Below are 14,542 nucleotides of genomic sequence, written 5' to 3'. Positions count from 1 at the left end.
CCTTCGACTTTAGGGTTGTTTCAGTGTGGCGGGCTAACCGTTATACTTGCGCCCGCCTGCGAACCGTGGCCGTGGGCGTGACTAGCCACCATTGAGGGTGTACGCGTGAACCTAATTATGAAAATGCTGGCTGCACCAGCAACCGTATTGGCCCTTTGGGCAGTCAGCGCTCAAGCTGCGACTACTGACGATATCGCCAAACGCCTTGAACCAGTCGGCCAGGTCTGTGTGCAAGGTCAAGAGTGCAAGGGGATGGAAGTCGCAGCTTCGGCTGGCGGCGGCGGTGCGAAAACCCCTGACGACGTGATTGCCAAGCATTGCAATGCTTGCCACGGCACCGGCCTGCTGGGCTCGCCAAAAATCGGCGATGCTGCCGACTGGGGCAAGCGCGCCAAAGAACAAGGCGGTCTTGACGGCCTGTTGGCCAAAGCCATTACCGGTATCAACTCGATGCCGCCAAAAGGCACTTGCGCTGATTGCTCCGATACCGAGCTCAAAGGCGCTATCTCGAAGATGTCTGGCTTGAAATAAGCTTCATCTTCCGTGAAAAAGCCGCTTGCGAGCGGCTTTTTTGTGCCTGAGATTTGGCCCTTACACTGTTCAATGCAGCAAAGACCCTGCAAGCTCGGACTAACCTCAATTCAAGGAAGGTTCGGGAGGGTCAGATGGTGCAGTCCTGTTCAATCGAGCATGCGGTCGATGAAGTCCTCGCGCGTTTGCCGACGCATATTCATATGGGCCTACCGCTGGGTCTGGGCAAACCCAATGTTTTTGTTAACGCGCTGTACCAACGCATTGCACAACTGCCCGAGCGCCAACTGACGATCTACACCGCCTTAAGCCTGGGCCGCCCAACCTTGGGCGATGGCTTGCAGCGGCGCTTTCTCGAACCCTTTGTCAAACGGGTATTCGGTGATTATCCAGAGCTGGATTTTCTCGCTGATCTGCACCGCGACAGCCTGCCCGCCAACATCCGCATTGAGCAGTTCTTCTTGCAGCCGGGCAGTTTGCTCAATAGCCCGTCTGCTCAACAGGACTACGTCAGCAGCAATTACAGCCATGCTGCACGGGACATCAATGCCGCTGGCTTGAACCTTGTTGCACAACTGGTCGCTCGTGATTCATTGCAATCGGATCGCCTGAGCTTGAGCTGCAACCCGGACATCACACTCGACTTGCTGCCGATGATCGCCAAGCGCCGCGCGGCGGGAGAAACGATTCTGTTGCTCGGCCAGGTTCATCGCGACCTGCCCTACATGCCGGGCGATGCGGAAGTCGGCACTGAGGCTTTCGATTTGCTGATCGACGAGGAGGACCGCACAACGCTGTTTTCCACGCCGAATATGCCCGTGAGCTTCCAGGACCATTTCATTGGGCTGCATGCCAGTACGTTGGTGCGCGATGGCGGCACCTTGCAGATCGGCATCGGCGCCATGGGCGATGCGCTGACCGCCGCATTGCTGGCGCGGCAGGCAGATAACGACGGTTATCGAGCACTGTTGGCGGATATCAACGTCACTCACTGGCAGCGCCTGATCGAGCGCGAAGGGGGCGTCGAGTCCTTCGCCAAAGGGCTTTACGGTTGTAGCGAAATGTTCGTCAACGGGCTATTGGTTCTGGTCGACGCCGGAATCGTGCGGCGCAAGGTTTACTCGGAAGTCGCGCTGCAAGAGCAGGCGAATGCCGGAATGCTGGATGCAGCGGCCGAGCCTGGCGGTATCTCGGTGCATGGTGGGTTTTTCCTTGGGCCGCGCAGCTTCTATCAGCGCTTACGCGAGTTGCCGCTGAACAAGCTGGTCGAGTTCAACATGACCGCCATCAGCTACATCAATGAGTTGTACGGCAACGAACAGCTCAAGCGTTTGCAGCGCCAGGATGCACGTTTCATCAACAGTGCCTTCACCATGACCCTGCTCGGTGCCGGGGTGGCGGATCAACTGGAAGACGGGCGGGTACTCAGCGGTGTTGGCGGCCAATACAACTTTGTTGCTCAGGGCCATGCGCTGGAGGGCGCGCGTTCGATTCTGATTCTGCGCAGTTGGCGCGAGTCTGGTGGTGATGTGAGCTCGAACATTGTCTGGGAGTACGGCCACTGCACGATCCCACGGCATCTGCGTGACATCGTAGTGACCGAGTACGGCATTGCCGATCTGCGCGGCAAGACCGACGCTACGGTGATCGAGGCTTTGCTGAATATCAGCGATTCACGCTTCCAGCAGGGCTTGATCGAGCAGGCGCAAAAAGTCGGCAAGTTGCCCAAGGACTTCCGTCTTGACCCACGCTTCGCCGACAACAGCCCACAGCGTTTGCAGGCGATTGCTGCACGGCATCCGCAGCTGTTTCCGGAGTATCCGTTGGGCAGCGATTTCAGTAGCGAGGAACGTGATCTGTTGCGGGCGCTCAACTGGTTGAAGAGCAAATTCAAACTCACCGAGATTCTTGAGCTGGGCAAGGCCGCACTGGATGCGCCGGAGCCTTCGGAGTTTCCCCAGCATCTGGAACGAATGCAGCTGACGAAGCCCGAGGGGCTGAAGGAAGATTTGTTTCAGCGGTTGTTGCTCACTGGCCTGAAGGCCACCGCGCAATAACGATCAAGTAAGTGAGCCCTGTGGGAGCGGGCTTGCCCGCGAAGCTTTTGGCGGCCCTGATGGCACCTTCGCGGGCAAGCCCGCTCCCACAGAGAGTCTTTGCAGTCGGGTTAGTCGATAAAGGTCACAACGCCGCCCGCCAAGGATTTCACCCGGGCCAGGGATTCGACGCGGTAACCCTGCGAGTCCAGCTCCGCACGGCCGCCCTGGAACGACTTCTCGATCACGATACCCAGGCCCGCCACGGTGGCGCCGGCTTGTTTAATGATCGAGATCAGCGCTTGCGAGGCCTTACCGTTGGCCAGGAAGTCATCGATGATCAGCACGCGGTCGCTGCTGGTCAGGTGTCGTGGAGAAATCGCCACAGTGCTTTCGGTCTGCTTGGTGAACGAGTACACGGTCGCCGACAGCAGGTTTTCAGTCAGGGTCAGGGACTGATGCTTGCGGGCGAAAATCACCGGCACGCCAAGGTTCAGGCCAGTCATGATCGCTGGAGCAATGCCCGAGGCTTCGATGGTGACGATCTTGGTGATGCCGGAGTCTGCGAACAGCGTGGCGAATTCGTCGCCGATCAGCTTCATCAATTGCGGGTCGATCTGGTGGTTCAGAAAGGCGTCGACTTTCAGGACTTGATCGGAAAGCACGATGCCTTCTTCGCGAATTTTCTTGTGCAGGGCTTCCACGGAACTTCCTCTCTTAGCGCCTTGTGCGCCTAAGCGCTGATAAAAAGTGTTCGGTCAAAAAGTAGTCAATTCTAGCGCTTTAACATCGCGCGTATATCCGCTAATGCGGTATTGCCGCGAACGGCTTTGACTTCGGTCGGGGTGTCGTCGTTGCCTTCCCAGGCCAGGTCGTCCGGCGGTAACTCATCAAGGAAACGGCTGGGCGCGCAGTCGATGATTTCGCCGTATTGCTTACGCTTGGCGGCGAAGGTGAAGGCCAGGGTCTGACGGGCGCGGGTAATCCCGACGTAGGCCAGGCGGCGTTCTTCTTCGATGGTGTCGGCTTCGATGCTGGAGCGGTGAGGGAGAATTTCTTCCTCCATGCCCATGATGAACACGTAGGGGAACTCCAGACCCTTGGAGGCGTGCAAGGTCATCATCTGTACGCCCTCGGCACCGTCTTCCTCTTCCTGCTGACGTTCGAGCATGTCGCGCAAGACCAGTTTGCCGATGGCGTCTTCGATGGTCATTTCGCCATCTTCGTCTTTTTCCAGGGTGTTCTTCAGCGCCTCGATCAGGAACCAGACGTTGCCCATGCGGTAGTCCGCGGCTTTGTCGCTGGAGCTGTTGGTGCGCAGCCAGTTCTCGTAATCGATGTCCATGACCATGCTGCGCAGGGCGGAAATCGGGTCCTCTCCGGCGCACTGCTCACGCACGCGGTCCATGAAGCGCTTGAAACGCGCCAGACGGTCGGTGAAACGGTTGTCCAGATGCTCGCCAAGGCCGATTTCGTCGGTGGCGGCGTACATCGAGATTTTGCGCCCTGTGGCGTAGTTGCCGAGCTTTTCCAGGGTGGTCGAACCGATTTCCCGGCGTGGGACGTTGATCACGCGCAGGAAGGCGTTGTCGTCGTCCGGGTTTACCAGCAGGCGGAAGTAGGCCATCAGGTCTTTCACTTCCTGACGTCCGAAAAAGCTGTTGCCGCCGGACAGGCGATAAGGAATCTGGTGATGCTGAAGCTTCAGCTCAATGAGTTTGGCCTGGTAGTTACCGCGATAAAGAATGGCGAAGTCGCTGTAGGGCCGGTCGGTGCGCAGGTGCAGGGTGAGCAGTTCCACGGCTACGCGCTCGGCTTCGGCGTCTTCGTTTCTGCAGCGAATCACGCGGATTTCGTCGCCGTGACCCATGTCGCTCCACAGTTGTTTTTCAAACTCGTGGGGATTGTTCGAGATCAGCACGTTGGCGCAGCGCAGGATGCGGCTGGTGGAGCGGTAGTTCTGCTCGAGCATCACCACTTTCAGGGACGGATAGTCGTCCTTGAGCAGCATCAGGTTTTCCGGGCGGGCGCCACGCCAGGCGTAGATCGACTGGTCATCATCGCCCACCACGGTGAACTGATTGCGCTTGCCGATCAGCAGTTTCACCAGCAAATACTGACTGGCGTTGGTGTCCTGGTATTCGTCCACCAGCAGGTAGCGGACCTTGTTCTGCCATTTTTCCAGGATGTCATCGTGCTCTTGGAACAGCTTCACCGGCAGCAGGATCAAATCGTCGAAGTCCACCGCGTTGAAGGCTTTGAGCGTGCGCTGATAGTGGGTGTAGACGATGGCGGCGGTCTGTTCCTTCGGGTTGCGCGCATTTTCCAGGGCTTCGGGCGGCAGGATCAGGTCGTTTTTCCACGAGCCGATCATGTTCTTGATTTCGTCGACGCCGTCGTCGCCCGAGTATTCCTTCTGCATGATGTCGGTCATCAGGGCTTTGACGTCGGTCTCATCGAAAATCGAGAAACCTGGCTTGTAGCCCAGCCGCGCATGCTCTTTGCGGATGATGTTCAATCCAAGATTGTGGAACGTACACACCGTCAGGCCACGTCCTTCGCCGCCGCGCAGCAGGGTGCCGACCCGTTCTTTCATCTCCCGCGCGGCCTTGTTGGTAAAGGTCATGGCGACGATGTACTGGGCGCGGATGCCACAGCTCTGGATCAGATGGGCGATTTTACGGGTGATCACGCTGGTCTTGCCGGAGCCAGCGCCAGCGAGCACCAAAAGAGGGCCGCCGACGTAGTTCACGGCTTCTTGCTGCCGGGGATTGAGTCGGGACATGACGAAGAAGGAGGTCGCTTGCGAAATGGGCGGGCATTTTAACAGGCTGGACAGATTCTGCTTAACCTCTGCGACTTGTGACGTAGCACTCGATCTAAATTTGCCGGTTTTGTTACTTTCCCGCAGGATGCGCGATGAAATTGCGTCTAATGTTCGTGTTTGAGCGGTACAACGGCGTGTTTGATAATCAATAGCATTTGTCGTTGTTTATCCGCCCGTCATAATCCCCGTCGCCAAGATCTTTTGCAGAGTCTAGGGAGCTAGCTTGTCTACGCCTGTCGAACCCTTGCGTTTGCTGCTACTGGCCCAAGAGCCAGCGTGGGCAGCGTTGTTGCGCGAGTGTCTGGCTCCGATGGGGAGCTCGGCTGTGCTGATCAGTGCACCGACCTGGGAGTCGGTCAGTAGTTTGTTCGATAACGACCGCACTGCGGTGTTGTTGACGACTCCAGCCCTGCAACCCGCTCCGGGTCGCTGCAGCTTGCCAACGGTATTGCTGTTGGAGCATGAGCCGGTTGTTGCACCGGACGGTGTCAGCGACTGGTTGGTCCGTGATGCGCTGGATATCGCGACCTTGCGCCGCTGCCTGCGCCACGTTCGCGAGCGCGGTGTACTGGAACACACCCTGCAACGCCTGGCTGAGCAGGACCCGTTGACCGGCATTGCCAATCGTCAGGGTTTTCAGACGTTGCTGGCGGCTCGTCTTGCCGACAATGAAGGGCGTGGCCTTGCACTGGGCCACCTGGACCTCGACAACTTTCGTCACGCCAACGATGCCCTCGGTCACCAGGCCGGAGACCGGCTGATCCTGCAAGTGGTCTCGCGGCTCAAAAGCCAGCTGGAGGCCGGCGATCAACTGGCGCGTCTGGGCAGTGATGAGTTTGCCTTGCTGATCGACACCCGCCGCGCACCGCAGCGTGCCGAGTGGATGGCTGAGTGCATTATCGAAGCCATGTCCGAGCCCTATTGGGTCGATGGCGAAAGCTTGCTGATCGGCTGCAGTCTGGGCATTGCCCATGCCCGCGCTCAGGCCGGTGCCGACCCGCTGATGTGGCACGCGCATATCGCCATGCAACAGGCCAAAAGCACTCAGGGCTGCACCTTTCACATCTTCAATGAACGTATCAATCGCAACGCCCGCAGCCTCGCCGATCTGGAAGGTGAACTGCGTCGTGCGTTGCGTCGCGATGAGCTGGAACTGCATTACCAGCCGCGGCTGAATCTTGAAGACGGGCAGATTGTTGGCCTCGAGGCTTTGGTGCGCTGGCGACATGGCGAGCGCGGACTGTTGCCGCCCAGCGAGTTCGTGCCGCTGGCCGAGCAAAGCGGTTTGATCGTGCCGCTCGGTTATTGGGTGATTTCCCGCGCCCTGCGGGATATGCAGGCCTTGCGCGAACGCGGTCTGGCGCCGTTGCACATGGCGATCAACCTGTCGTTCCGGCAGTTTCAGGACAGTCAATTGCTCTCGACCTTGAGCCGACTGATTGCCGAGCGTGGCGTCGAGGCGCAATGGCTGGAGTTTGAGCTGACGGAAACCGCGGTGATGCGCCGCAGTGATCTGGTCAAGCAGACCATGGATGCGCTGGGTCGTTTGGGTGTGCGTTTCTCTCTGGACGACTTCGGCACCGGTTTCTCTTCGTTCGTCCACCTCAACAGCCTGCCGATTGCGCTGCTGAAGATCGACAAAAGCTTTGTCGGCGGCATGGAGCTGCGCGAAGAGAACCGCAAACTGGTGCATGCGATGATCAACCTGGCCCACAACCTCAACCTGGAAGTGGTGGCTGAAGGCGTTGAAACACCGGAGCAGCTTGCATTACTGCGCGGCTTTGGCTGCGATCAGGTTCAGGGTTACCTGATCAGCAAGCCGCTGCCGTTGGTTGAGTTGGTCGAGTACTTGACGTTCGGCACCAGCCAGCAGGCCGTGACCCAAGCATAAAGAGTGTGGGAGCGGGCTTGCCCGCGAAGACGTCATCTCAGGCGATGAATGCGCTGAGCGACCATCGCTTTCGCGGGCAAGCGAACGTCGCCCGGCCCTTCCCACAACGACCGCCTGCGAACTCAATGCAATCTAATCCGGCTGCGCCGCCCGAAATTGAAGCTCCTGCTCTGGCGGCTCGCTTTTGATCATCCGCTTCATCTTCCATTCGAACGCCAGCGTCAGGCTCACCGCCGCACAGGCCAGCCCCAACGCCAGTCCCCACCAGACGCCAGTCGGCCCCCAGCCGAGGGTAAAGGCCATCCACCATGCGGCGGGTGCGCCGATCAGCCAGTAACAGCCCAGCCCCACCAGGAACGTGGTCTTGGCATCCTTGAGCCCACGAATCGCGCCCATGGCGATGGTTTGCGTGCCGTCGAACAGCTCGAACCAGGCCGCCACCGCCAGCAAGCTCACCGCCAGCTTGATCACTTCGCGAAAGGCCGGGTCATTCTGGTCGAGGAACAACCCGACCAACTGGTTTGGCAGCAGCCAGAACACCATGGCGAAACCGAGCATCGAGGCTCCACCGAAGGCGATCCCGACCCGACCGGCCAGACGTGCGTCGAGCAGCTGTCCGGCGCCGTAATGCTGACCTATGCGCATGGTGATCGCGTAGGAAATACCCGCCGGAACCATGAACGCCACCGAGACGATCTGCAGGGCGATCTGATGCGCTCCCAGTTGCGTGCTGCCCATGGTGCCCATGCACAGCGCGGCGAACGCAAACAGGCCGACTTCCACCGCATAGGTGCCACCGATAGGCAACCCCAGACGCCACAGTTCGCGCAGGTACTGGCGGTTTGGTCGCGACAGTCCCTGACGCAACGGATAAGCGTCGTAGGCCGGATGTCGACGGATATGCCAGGCCAGCGCCAGCGCCATGCAGTTGGCAACGATCGCCGTGACCAGGCCGATCCCGATCAATCCCAGCTTCGGCAGACCGAACATGCCGGTAATCAACGCATAGTTGAGCAGGAAATTGGCCACGGTGCCGCCAAGGCTGATGACCATTACCGGGGTTGCGCGGCCGATGGCACTGGTAAACCCACGCAAGGCCATGAAAGTCAGATAGCCGGGCAGGGCGAACGGCAGGATCAGCAGGAACTGTCCGGCCGCGTGAACGTTGGTTTCAGTCTGGCCGAACAGCAACAGAACCGGCTTGAGGTTCCACAGCAGTAAGCCGGCCACCAGCGCCATCAACCAGGCCAGCCAGAGTCCGGCCTGGGTCAGCCGTGTGGCGCCTTCGATGTCGCCTGAGCCCTGGCGAATAGCGACCAGGGTACCCACCGCGGCAATGACACCGATGCAGAAGATAGACACAAACGTATAGCTGGCCGCGCCCAAACCGCCACCCGCGAGGGCTTCCGGGCTCAGTTTGGCCATCATCAGGGTGTCAGTGAGCACCATCAGCATGTGCGCCAACTGCGAGGCGATCAGCGGCCCGGCCAGCCGCAGGATGGCCCAGAGTTCGATACGTGCTGGATGCTGCATGGTCATCACGCTCAATTATTCAAAGTGAATGGAAGGGTTGATTCTCGGCGCTCTCAGGCATCTGCACAAAGGGATAAAAACGATTGCTCGCATGATTAAAACTCATGCTATTGAGTTTCTGGTAGGGTTTTGCCATCGCGCTATAGGAACGTTCCCAATGTCCCGTCGTCTTCCTCCTCTTTACGCCTTGCGCGCTTTTGAAGCGGCGTCGCGGCATAGTTCGTTTACTCGTGCGGCTGAAGAGCTGTCGATCACCCAGAGTGCGGTCAGCCGACACATTCGCACGCTGGAGGATCACTTCGCCTGCCGCCTGTTCCTGCGCAGCGGTCGAAACTTGCAACTGACCGAAGCCGCGCGCCTGTTGCTGCCCGGTATACGTGAAGGCTTCTCGGCATCGGAGCGTGCCTGCAATACCTTGCGCGCCGAAGACGACATCCTGCGGATGAAGGCCCCGTCGACCTTAACCATGCGCTGGCTGCTGGCGCGCCTCAGCCGTTTCCGCCATTTGCAGCCGGGTAACGAGGTGCAACTGACCAGCGCCTGGATGGACGTCGACTCGGTGGACTTCAATCAGGAACCCTTCGATTGCGCGGTGCTGCTCAGCAACGGGCACTTTCCACCCGATTGGGAGGCCAGCTACCTGTTCCCCGAGTTGCTGATCCCGGTAGGCGCACCGAACCTGTTGAGTGATCAGCCATGGGATGCCGAGCGGTTGGCCCGCGCCGAACTGCTGCACCCGACCCCGGATCGCCGCGATTGGCGCAACTGGCTGGAGCGCATGGGCTTGTCCGCACAGGTGTCGCTCAAGGGGGGCCAGGTTTTCGACACGCTGGAGTTGGGCATGATCGCTGCTGCCCGGGGTTACGGGGTTTCCATGGGGGACTTGCTGATGGTGGCCGAGGACGTCGCGCAAGGACGGCTGAGTTTGCCGTGGCCGACGGCCGTCGCCAGTGGCGAGAACTATTACCTGGTCTGGCCGAAAACCCGCCCCGGCGGTGAGCGTTTGCGCAGGCTCAGCGACTTTCTCCAGAGCGAAGTCCAGGCCATGGAGTTACCCGACGTCGAGCGCCTGAGCTGAAACGATGACGCCCTGGCAATAGTGGCCTTCAAAAAATGATGATTCGCCCATCTTGGCGTCAAAATGTGCTTTTTATGCTTGCTGAATCGTTTCTTCAGCGCTATAAAAATGGCACAACTCCAAGAAAGGCTTTCCCATGACCCCGCTCAAATTGATCGTTGCCCTCAGCGCATTGACTGCTGCGTCTCAAGCCATGGCTTGGGACTATGTGTTGCTCGATACCGACAAAGCCGCGCAAAACATTCAGATCACCAGCGAACAGTTGGGGGTGAAAACCGGCAAGCCATTCTCCGTGACCCTGCGTACGCTGCATGGTGGTCGTCAGGAGGGTGTCAGCATCGTCGACATCGACAACGGTGCAATGAAGCTGTCCGTGGTGCCGACTCGTGGAATGAACGTCCTGCAGGCGTCGGTGGGCGATGTGCGCATGGGCTGGGATTCCCCAGTCAAGGATGTGGTCAATCCTTCGTTTATCGAACTCAATGGTCGTGGCGGATTGGGCTGGCTGGAGGGTTTCAACGAACTGGTCGCCCGTTGTGGCTACGAATGGGTCGGCCACCCGGGCATGGACAATGGCGAGCTGCTGACGCTGCATGGTCGCGCTGCGAATATTCCGGCGAGCAAGGTCACCCTGCATATCGACGAAAAGCCGCCCTATGCCATTAGTCTGCGCGGTGAGCTGAAAGAGCAGGCCTTCAAAAAAGTCGATTTTTCGGTGGCGACCGAACTGGTTACCGAGCCCGGCAGCGTGCGCTTTGCGCTCAACGACACGCTGACCAACAACGGCGACTATCCAAAGGAGTATCAGGCGCTCTATCACAGTAACTTCAGCACGCCATTCCTGGAGCAAGGTGCGCGTTTCGCAGCGCCGGTGAAACAAGTCTCACCGTTTAACGACAAGGCCAAAGTGGATCTGTCCGATTGGCAAACCTACCGAGCTCCGACCAAGGACTACGACGAAACCGTCTACAACGTGGTGCCGTACGCCGATGATAAGGGCGACACGCTCACCGTTCTGCACAACAAGGCGGGCAGTCTGGGCGTAGCGGTCGGTTTCAACACCGAGCAATTACCGGTGTTTTCCTTGTGGAAAAACACTGATACCCAAGGCCAGGGCTACGTCACCGGTCTGGAGCCGGGTACGAGTTTCTCCTACAACCGTCGCTATCAACGGCCACTGAACCTGGTGCCGACCATCGGCGCGAAACAGCAGAAGCAGTTCCAGATCAGCTATAGCTTGCTGGCGGACAAACCGGCTGTGGATAAAGCGCTGAAGCGGGTCAGTGAGATTCAGAACGGGCGTGAGACTGAAGTAAGACAGACGCCGTTGGTGGATCTGAGCAAGGAGTGAGAGAGGGGAAAACCTGAAAAATCGATTATTCGTTGAGAAAAACGATTAGAAATGAGGGTTTTCTTAAAAAAATGATTACAAACGCGGCCTACTGACCTGTCGGCCGATACTGCAACGCCTCAGCCAGATGTGCCCGGCTGATCAAGTCGACCTGCTCAAGATCCGCCAAAGTGCGCGCTACCTTGAGCAGTCGATGAGCTGCTCGCAACGACAGGGTCAATCGCTCGCACGCCGTCTCCAGCCAATTCTCGTCGATTGTGGATAACGTGCAGTGTCGGCGCAGGCCCGGTAGGTCGAGGAAGGCATTCGCACAACCCTGACGTCGTTGCTGCCGTTCGCGAGCATTGGCGACCAATAGAGCGGCACTGGCGGTGTCATCGCCGGGTTGTTGCGTGGGGTTGAGTGCAGTGGCTTCGCGGGCGACGGTCAGGTGCAGGTCGATACGATCCAGCAGCGGGCCGGAGAGCTTGTTGCGGTAGCGCTGAATTTGCTCTGGTGTGCAGCGGCATCGACCGCTGGGTTCGCCGAGATAGCCGCATGGGCAGGGGTTCATTGCCGCGACCAATTGGAAACGTGCCGGGAAACGTACCCGGTCTCGGGCTCGGGCAATGACGATCTCGCCGGATTCCAGAGGCTCTCTTAAAACCTCCAAAACCTTGCGATCAAACTCCGGCAACTCATCGAGAAACAACACACCATGGTGGGCGAGGGTGATTTCCCCCGGCTGCGGTTTCGAGCCGCCGCCCACCAGCGCCGGACCGGATGCCGAATGATGGGGTTGGCGAAATGGTCGTTGCGGCCAGTGGCTTAACGGTACATGGCTGGCGACTGACTGAATCGCTGCGACCTCCAGCGCTTCATGTTCGTCCAGAGGTGGAAGCAAACCGGGCAAGCGACTGGCCAGAAGCGTTTTTCCAGTACCTGGGGGGCCACTAAACAGCAAGTTATGTGCACCGGCTGCGGCGATCAGCAAGGCTCGCTTGGCCGCGAGCTGACCCTGAACTTCACTCAAGTCGGGATAAGGCTTGTTTGCATGCAGCAAACCGTTGGAAACAAATGGCACGATGGGCGTGTGGCCGTTGAAGTGCGAGACCGCCTCCAGCAGATGATCGACCGCGATCACTTTTAGCCCCGAAGCCAGGCAAGCCTCTTCGGCATTGGCGCGCGGCACCACCAGAGTGCGCCCGGCATTGCGGGCGGCCAGTGCCGCCGGCAGCACTCCTCGCACCGGTCGCACAGCGCCAGACAACGCCAATTCCCCGAGACACTCCACATCGTCCAGCGTCAATGTCGGAACCTGCATGCTGGCCGCAAGAATTCCCAAGGCAATCGCCAGATCAAAGCGTCCGCCGTCCTTTGGCAGATCGGCCGGAGCAAGATTCAACGTGATTCGGCGAGCCGGAAATTGCAGTCCGGAATTGATGATCGCACTGCGCACCCTATCCTTGCTTTCCTTCACCGCCGCCTCGGGTAAGCCCACCATCGTCAGCGACGGTAAGCCGTTGGCCAGATGAACTTCGACGGTAACTGCAGGCGCTTCCACACCCACCTGAGCGCGGCTGTGGACGATGGCCAGAGACATAGATCATTCCTTGAAGGTGCGAAAGCCGCGTCCTGCGGCTTTGGAAGGGTAGTTGAGGCGTGATGAGGTGGCGGCGTAAAAGCAGAGATAGACGTTTACAAGACGTATCAATGATCGGTTTTATTACCTGTCTGAAACCAGCCACCACGGTTTTTTCAGATAGAACCCATCTGCCGCTTTTACGACTGCTTCGCCCGAGCGCAGGGGTTCAGAACGATTGAAGCAACCGCGAGGCCTTTTTCCACCAAGGTGCGTTGATTGCGCTACGTGGCCGCTCTCCCTCCGGCAGCATGTGTGGAACATCCTGCAATCGAATCCATGGCTGGTTATTCCAATGCAGCAAGCTCAGGGACATTTCCGGCCAATCCAGCAGGCTCAGTATCGGGCGTTCGCTTGAAGTCGCTTGGGCATCTCTCAGCGCGGGGACCACGTCATGGGTCAGCCATTCCCGCAAACTCCGGTACTCCGGGCAGTAGTGATAGACCAGCAACGCATACACGCCTGATTCGCTGATCAGTAGCGTGTGCTCTACCTTGCCGTGACAAAGCAGTCGCATGGTCTGGCGCTGATCGGAATCAAGTTTGCGCAACGCGCGTTCATCCAGAAAAAGCCGAAGCAAACGCCCAAGATCTCGGGCGCTGAACCATGCCTGGTTTTCCAGCAGGAGTGCGTGGAGGTTGAGTTTGTGGCGGGTGAAGACTTGGGGGACTAGATAAGCTTCGTTGCTATTCATTGATACAGCTCCTTTTGCTTATGGGGCGGGGCTGTCAGCAATCGTCGCCAAACGATTGGGTGGCAGCTGTACGCGGGTTGGCGAACCGGAGCAAAAGGAACCCGGCAGACCCTAGGGTCTCCCACGCACAGCCGCCATGACACGAGTCGACGGACATAAAAAACGCCCGCTGTCGCATGGTGGGCGTCGTGCGCCTTAAGCTTCCCGGGTCGCCAAACCCAGTGCTGAATGTTCAGCAGGGGATGAGCGTAGAGACCCGGGTCTAGCAGCGCAATCGGAAATCGGTGGTGGTTTTTGTAGGAATCAGCCTGGATGTAGGGCGGGGTTCAAGATTGCCGGAAGGTCGTTCCGACCTTATCGCGGGCAAGCCACGCTCCCACAGGGATGAGCGTTACTCAGCAGGCGGACTCAGTTTCGCCTCAAGCTCCGCCACCTTCGCCTCAAGACTCTCCAACCGAGCGCGGGTGCGTGCCAGCACCACCATCTGGCTGTCGAATTCTTCTCGGCTCACCAGATCAAGTTTGCTGAAGCCGCTTTGCAGCAGGGCTTTGAACTGGCTTTCGATTTCGTTGCGTGGCAGTGGGGTTTCGCCGCTGAACAGGCGGGAAGCGTGGCCGCTCAGGGCGTCGAGGAGGTCTTTGGGCGCGAGCATGGGAATGTCCTGAAAACTGATGGTCGCAGTGTATCACGCAGTGTCTATAGTCAATTGCGCAGGCAGGGATGCACGCTTTTCGCGCATGTTGGCGGGCACTCACGCACTGTTGTTGTGCGTATTTGCTGCGCCAGTTGTGAAGAGGCACCGGCGGCAGCAACCAAGGGGTTGAAATCAGTGGGTTTTGACGAGATGGCAAGCTTTCTGCTTAGTGGTTGGTGACCCATGCACTGATGCAGTCGCTGTGACGAATGCGGTGCGCCGGGCGGAACGGGGAAGTGTTTCGTCAGGAGCGGTTAGCGGGCGTCGGGATGGCTGTGTCAGGCCG

General features: G+C 58.8%; 11 protein-coding genes. 5 read left to right on the top strand and 6 right to left on the bottom strand.

Annotation, left to right across the window (positions count from 1 at the left end):
• Nucleotides 1-105 precede the first annotated feature (105 nt).
• Together ACN1C3_RS01170 and ACN1C3_RS01165 are read left to right on the top strand one after the other, a co-directional pair.
• The gene (locus tag ACN1C3_RS01170; RefSeq protein WP_419113951.1) at nt 106-531 is read left to right on the top strand and encodes a c-type cytochrome; all 426 of its coding nucleotides are present in this window, start codon (nt 106-108) and stop codon (nt 529-531) included.
• 134 nt (nt 532-665) lie between these two features.
• A complete protein-coding gene (locus tag ACN1C3_RS01165; RefSeq protein WP_419113950.1) occupies nt 666-2,588 on the top strand; it encodes an acetyl-CoA hydrolase/transferase C-terminal domain-containing protein in 1,923 nt (640 codons plus the stop codon).
• Nucleotides 2,589-2,698: 110 nt separating this feature from the next.
• Here ACN1C3_RS01165 and ACN1C3_RS01160 read toward each other — a convergent pair whose 3' ends face one another.
• Together ACN1C3_RS01160 and rep are read right to left on the bottom strand one after the other, a co-directional pair.
• Entirely contained in the window at nt 2,699-3,271 is a 573-nt protein-coding gene (locus tag ACN1C3_RS01160) for a xanthine phosphoribosyltransferase (protein ID WP_419113949.1), read from the bottom strand.
• 71 nt (nt 3,272-3,342) lie between these two features.
• Nucleotides 3,343-5,352, bottom strand: a complete 2,010-nt coding sequence (gene rep, locus ACN1C3_RS01155; protein WP_419113948.1) for a DNA helicase Rep — start codon at nt 5,350-5,352, stop codon at nt 3,343-3,345.
• A 265-nt stretch (nt 5,353-5,617) separates the two neighbouring features.
• On the opposite strand from rep, the gene ACN1C3_RS01150 reads away from it, so the two are divergent.
• Nucleotides 5,618-7,285 carry a putative bifunctional diguanylate cyclase/phosphodiesterase gene (locus tag ACN1C3_RS01150; protein WP_419113947.1) on the top strand — a complete coding sequence of 556 codons (1,668 nt, stop codon included), beginning with the start codon at nt 5,618-5,620 and terminating at the stop codon, nt 7,283-7,285.
• 132 nt (nt 7,286-7,417) lie between these two features.
• Here the strand turns inward: ACN1C3_RS01150 and ACN1C3_RS01145 are convergent, their stop codons facing one another.
• Entirely contained in the window at nt 7,418-8,818 is a 1,401-nt protein-coding gene (locus ACN1C3_RS01145; protein ID WP_419113946.1) for a NorM family multidrug efflux MATE transporter, read from the bottom strand.
• 157 nt (nt 8,819-8,975) lie between these two features.
• On the opposite strand from ACN1C3_RS01145, the gene ACN1C3_RS01140 reads away from it, so the two are divergent.
• Both ACN1C3_RS01140 and ACN1C3_RS01135 read left to right on the top strand, forming a co-directional pair.
• On the top strand, nt 8,976-9,896 hold the full coding sequence (locus tag ACN1C3_RS01140; RefSeq protein ID WP_419113945.1) for a LysR substrate-binding domain-containing protein: 921 nt from the start codon (nt 8,976-8,978) through the stop codon (nt 9,894-9,896).
• Nucleotides 9,897-10,032: 136 nt separating this feature from the next.
• Nucleotides 10,033-11,247, top strand: a complete 1,215-nt coding sequence (locus tag ACN1C3_RS01135) for an aldose 1-epimerase family protein (protein WP_419113944.1) — start codon at nt 10,033-10,035, stop codon at nt 11,245-11,247.
• An 88-nt stretch (nt 11,248-11,335) separates the two neighbouring features.
• Here the strand turns inward: ACN1C3_RS01135 and ACN1C3_RS01130 are convergent, their stop codons facing one another.
• The 3 genes from ACN1C3_RS01130 to ACN1C3_RS01120 form a co-directional block, all read right to left on the bottom strand.
• Nucleotides 11,336-12,829, bottom strand: a complete 1,494-nt coding sequence (locus ACN1C3_RS01130) for a YifB family Mg chelatase-like AAA ATPase (RefSeq protein ID WP_419113943.1) — start codon at nt 12,827-12,829, stop codon at nt 11,336-11,338.
• Nucleotides 12,830-13,037: 208 nt separating this feature from the next.
• Nucleotides 13,038-13,562, bottom strand: a complete 525-nt coding sequence (locus ACN1C3_RS01125) for a Bro-N domain-containing protein (RefSeq protein ID WP_419113942.1) — start codon at nt 13,560-13,562, stop codon at nt 13,038-13,040.
• A 391-nt stretch (nt 13,563-13,953) separates the two neighbouring features.
• The gene (locus ACN1C3_RS01120) at nt 13,954-14,214 is read right to left on the bottom strand and encodes an accessory factor UbiK family protein (protein WP_419113941.1); all 261 of its coding nucleotides are present in this window, start codon (nt 14,212-14,214) and stop codon (nt 13,954-13,956) included.
• Nucleotides 14,215-14,542: the final 328 nt, after the last annotated feature.

Source organism: Pseudomonas sp. H11T01 (genome assembly GCF_048515765.1).
Taxonomy (GTDB): Bacteria; Pseudomonadota; Gammaproteobacteria; order Pseudomonadales; family Pseudomonadaceae; genus Aquipseudomonas.
Note: the sequence above shows the minus strand (reverse complement) of the source record. Positions and strands in the feature narration are given on the sequence as shown.

What these genes read in the sequence shown, in the direction of transcription:
- ACN1C3_RS01165 (WP_419113950.1), top strand. Translation starts at nt 666, where the DNA reads ATGGTGCAGTCCTGTTCAATCGAGCATGCGGTCGATGAAGTCCTCGCG.
- rep (WP_419113948.1), bottom strand. Translation starts at nt 5,352, where the DNA reads ATGTCCCGACTCAATCCCCGGCAGCAAGAAGCCGTGAACTACGTCGGC.
- ACN1C3_RS01145 (WP_419113946.1), bottom strand. Translation starts at nt 8,818, where the DNA reads ATGCAGCATCCAGCACGTATCGAACTCTGGGCCATCCTGCGGCTGGCC.
- ACN1C3_RS01140 (WP_419113945.1), top strand. Translation starts at nt 8,976, where the DNA reads ATGTCCCGTCGTCTTCCTCCTCTTTACGCCTTGCGCGCTTTTGAAGCG.
- ACN1C3_RS01135 (WP_419113944.1), top strand. Translation starts at nt 10,033, where the DNA reads ATGACCCCGCTCAAATTGATCGTTGCCCTCAGCGCATTGACTGCTGCG.
- ACN1C3_RS01130 (WP_419113943.1), bottom strand. Translation starts at nt 12,829, where the DNA reads ATGTCTCTGGCCATCGTCCACAGCCGCGCTCAGGTGGGTGTGGAAGCG.
- ACN1C3_RS01125 (WP_419113942.1), bottom strand. Translation starts at nt 13,562, where the DNA reads ATGAATAGCAACGAAGCTTATCTAGTCCCCCAAGTCTTCACCCGCCAC.
- ACN1C3_RS01120 (WP_419113941.1), bottom strand. Translation starts at nt 14,214, where the DNA reads ATGCTCGCGCCCAAAGACCTCCTCGACGCCCTGAGCGGCCACGCTTCC.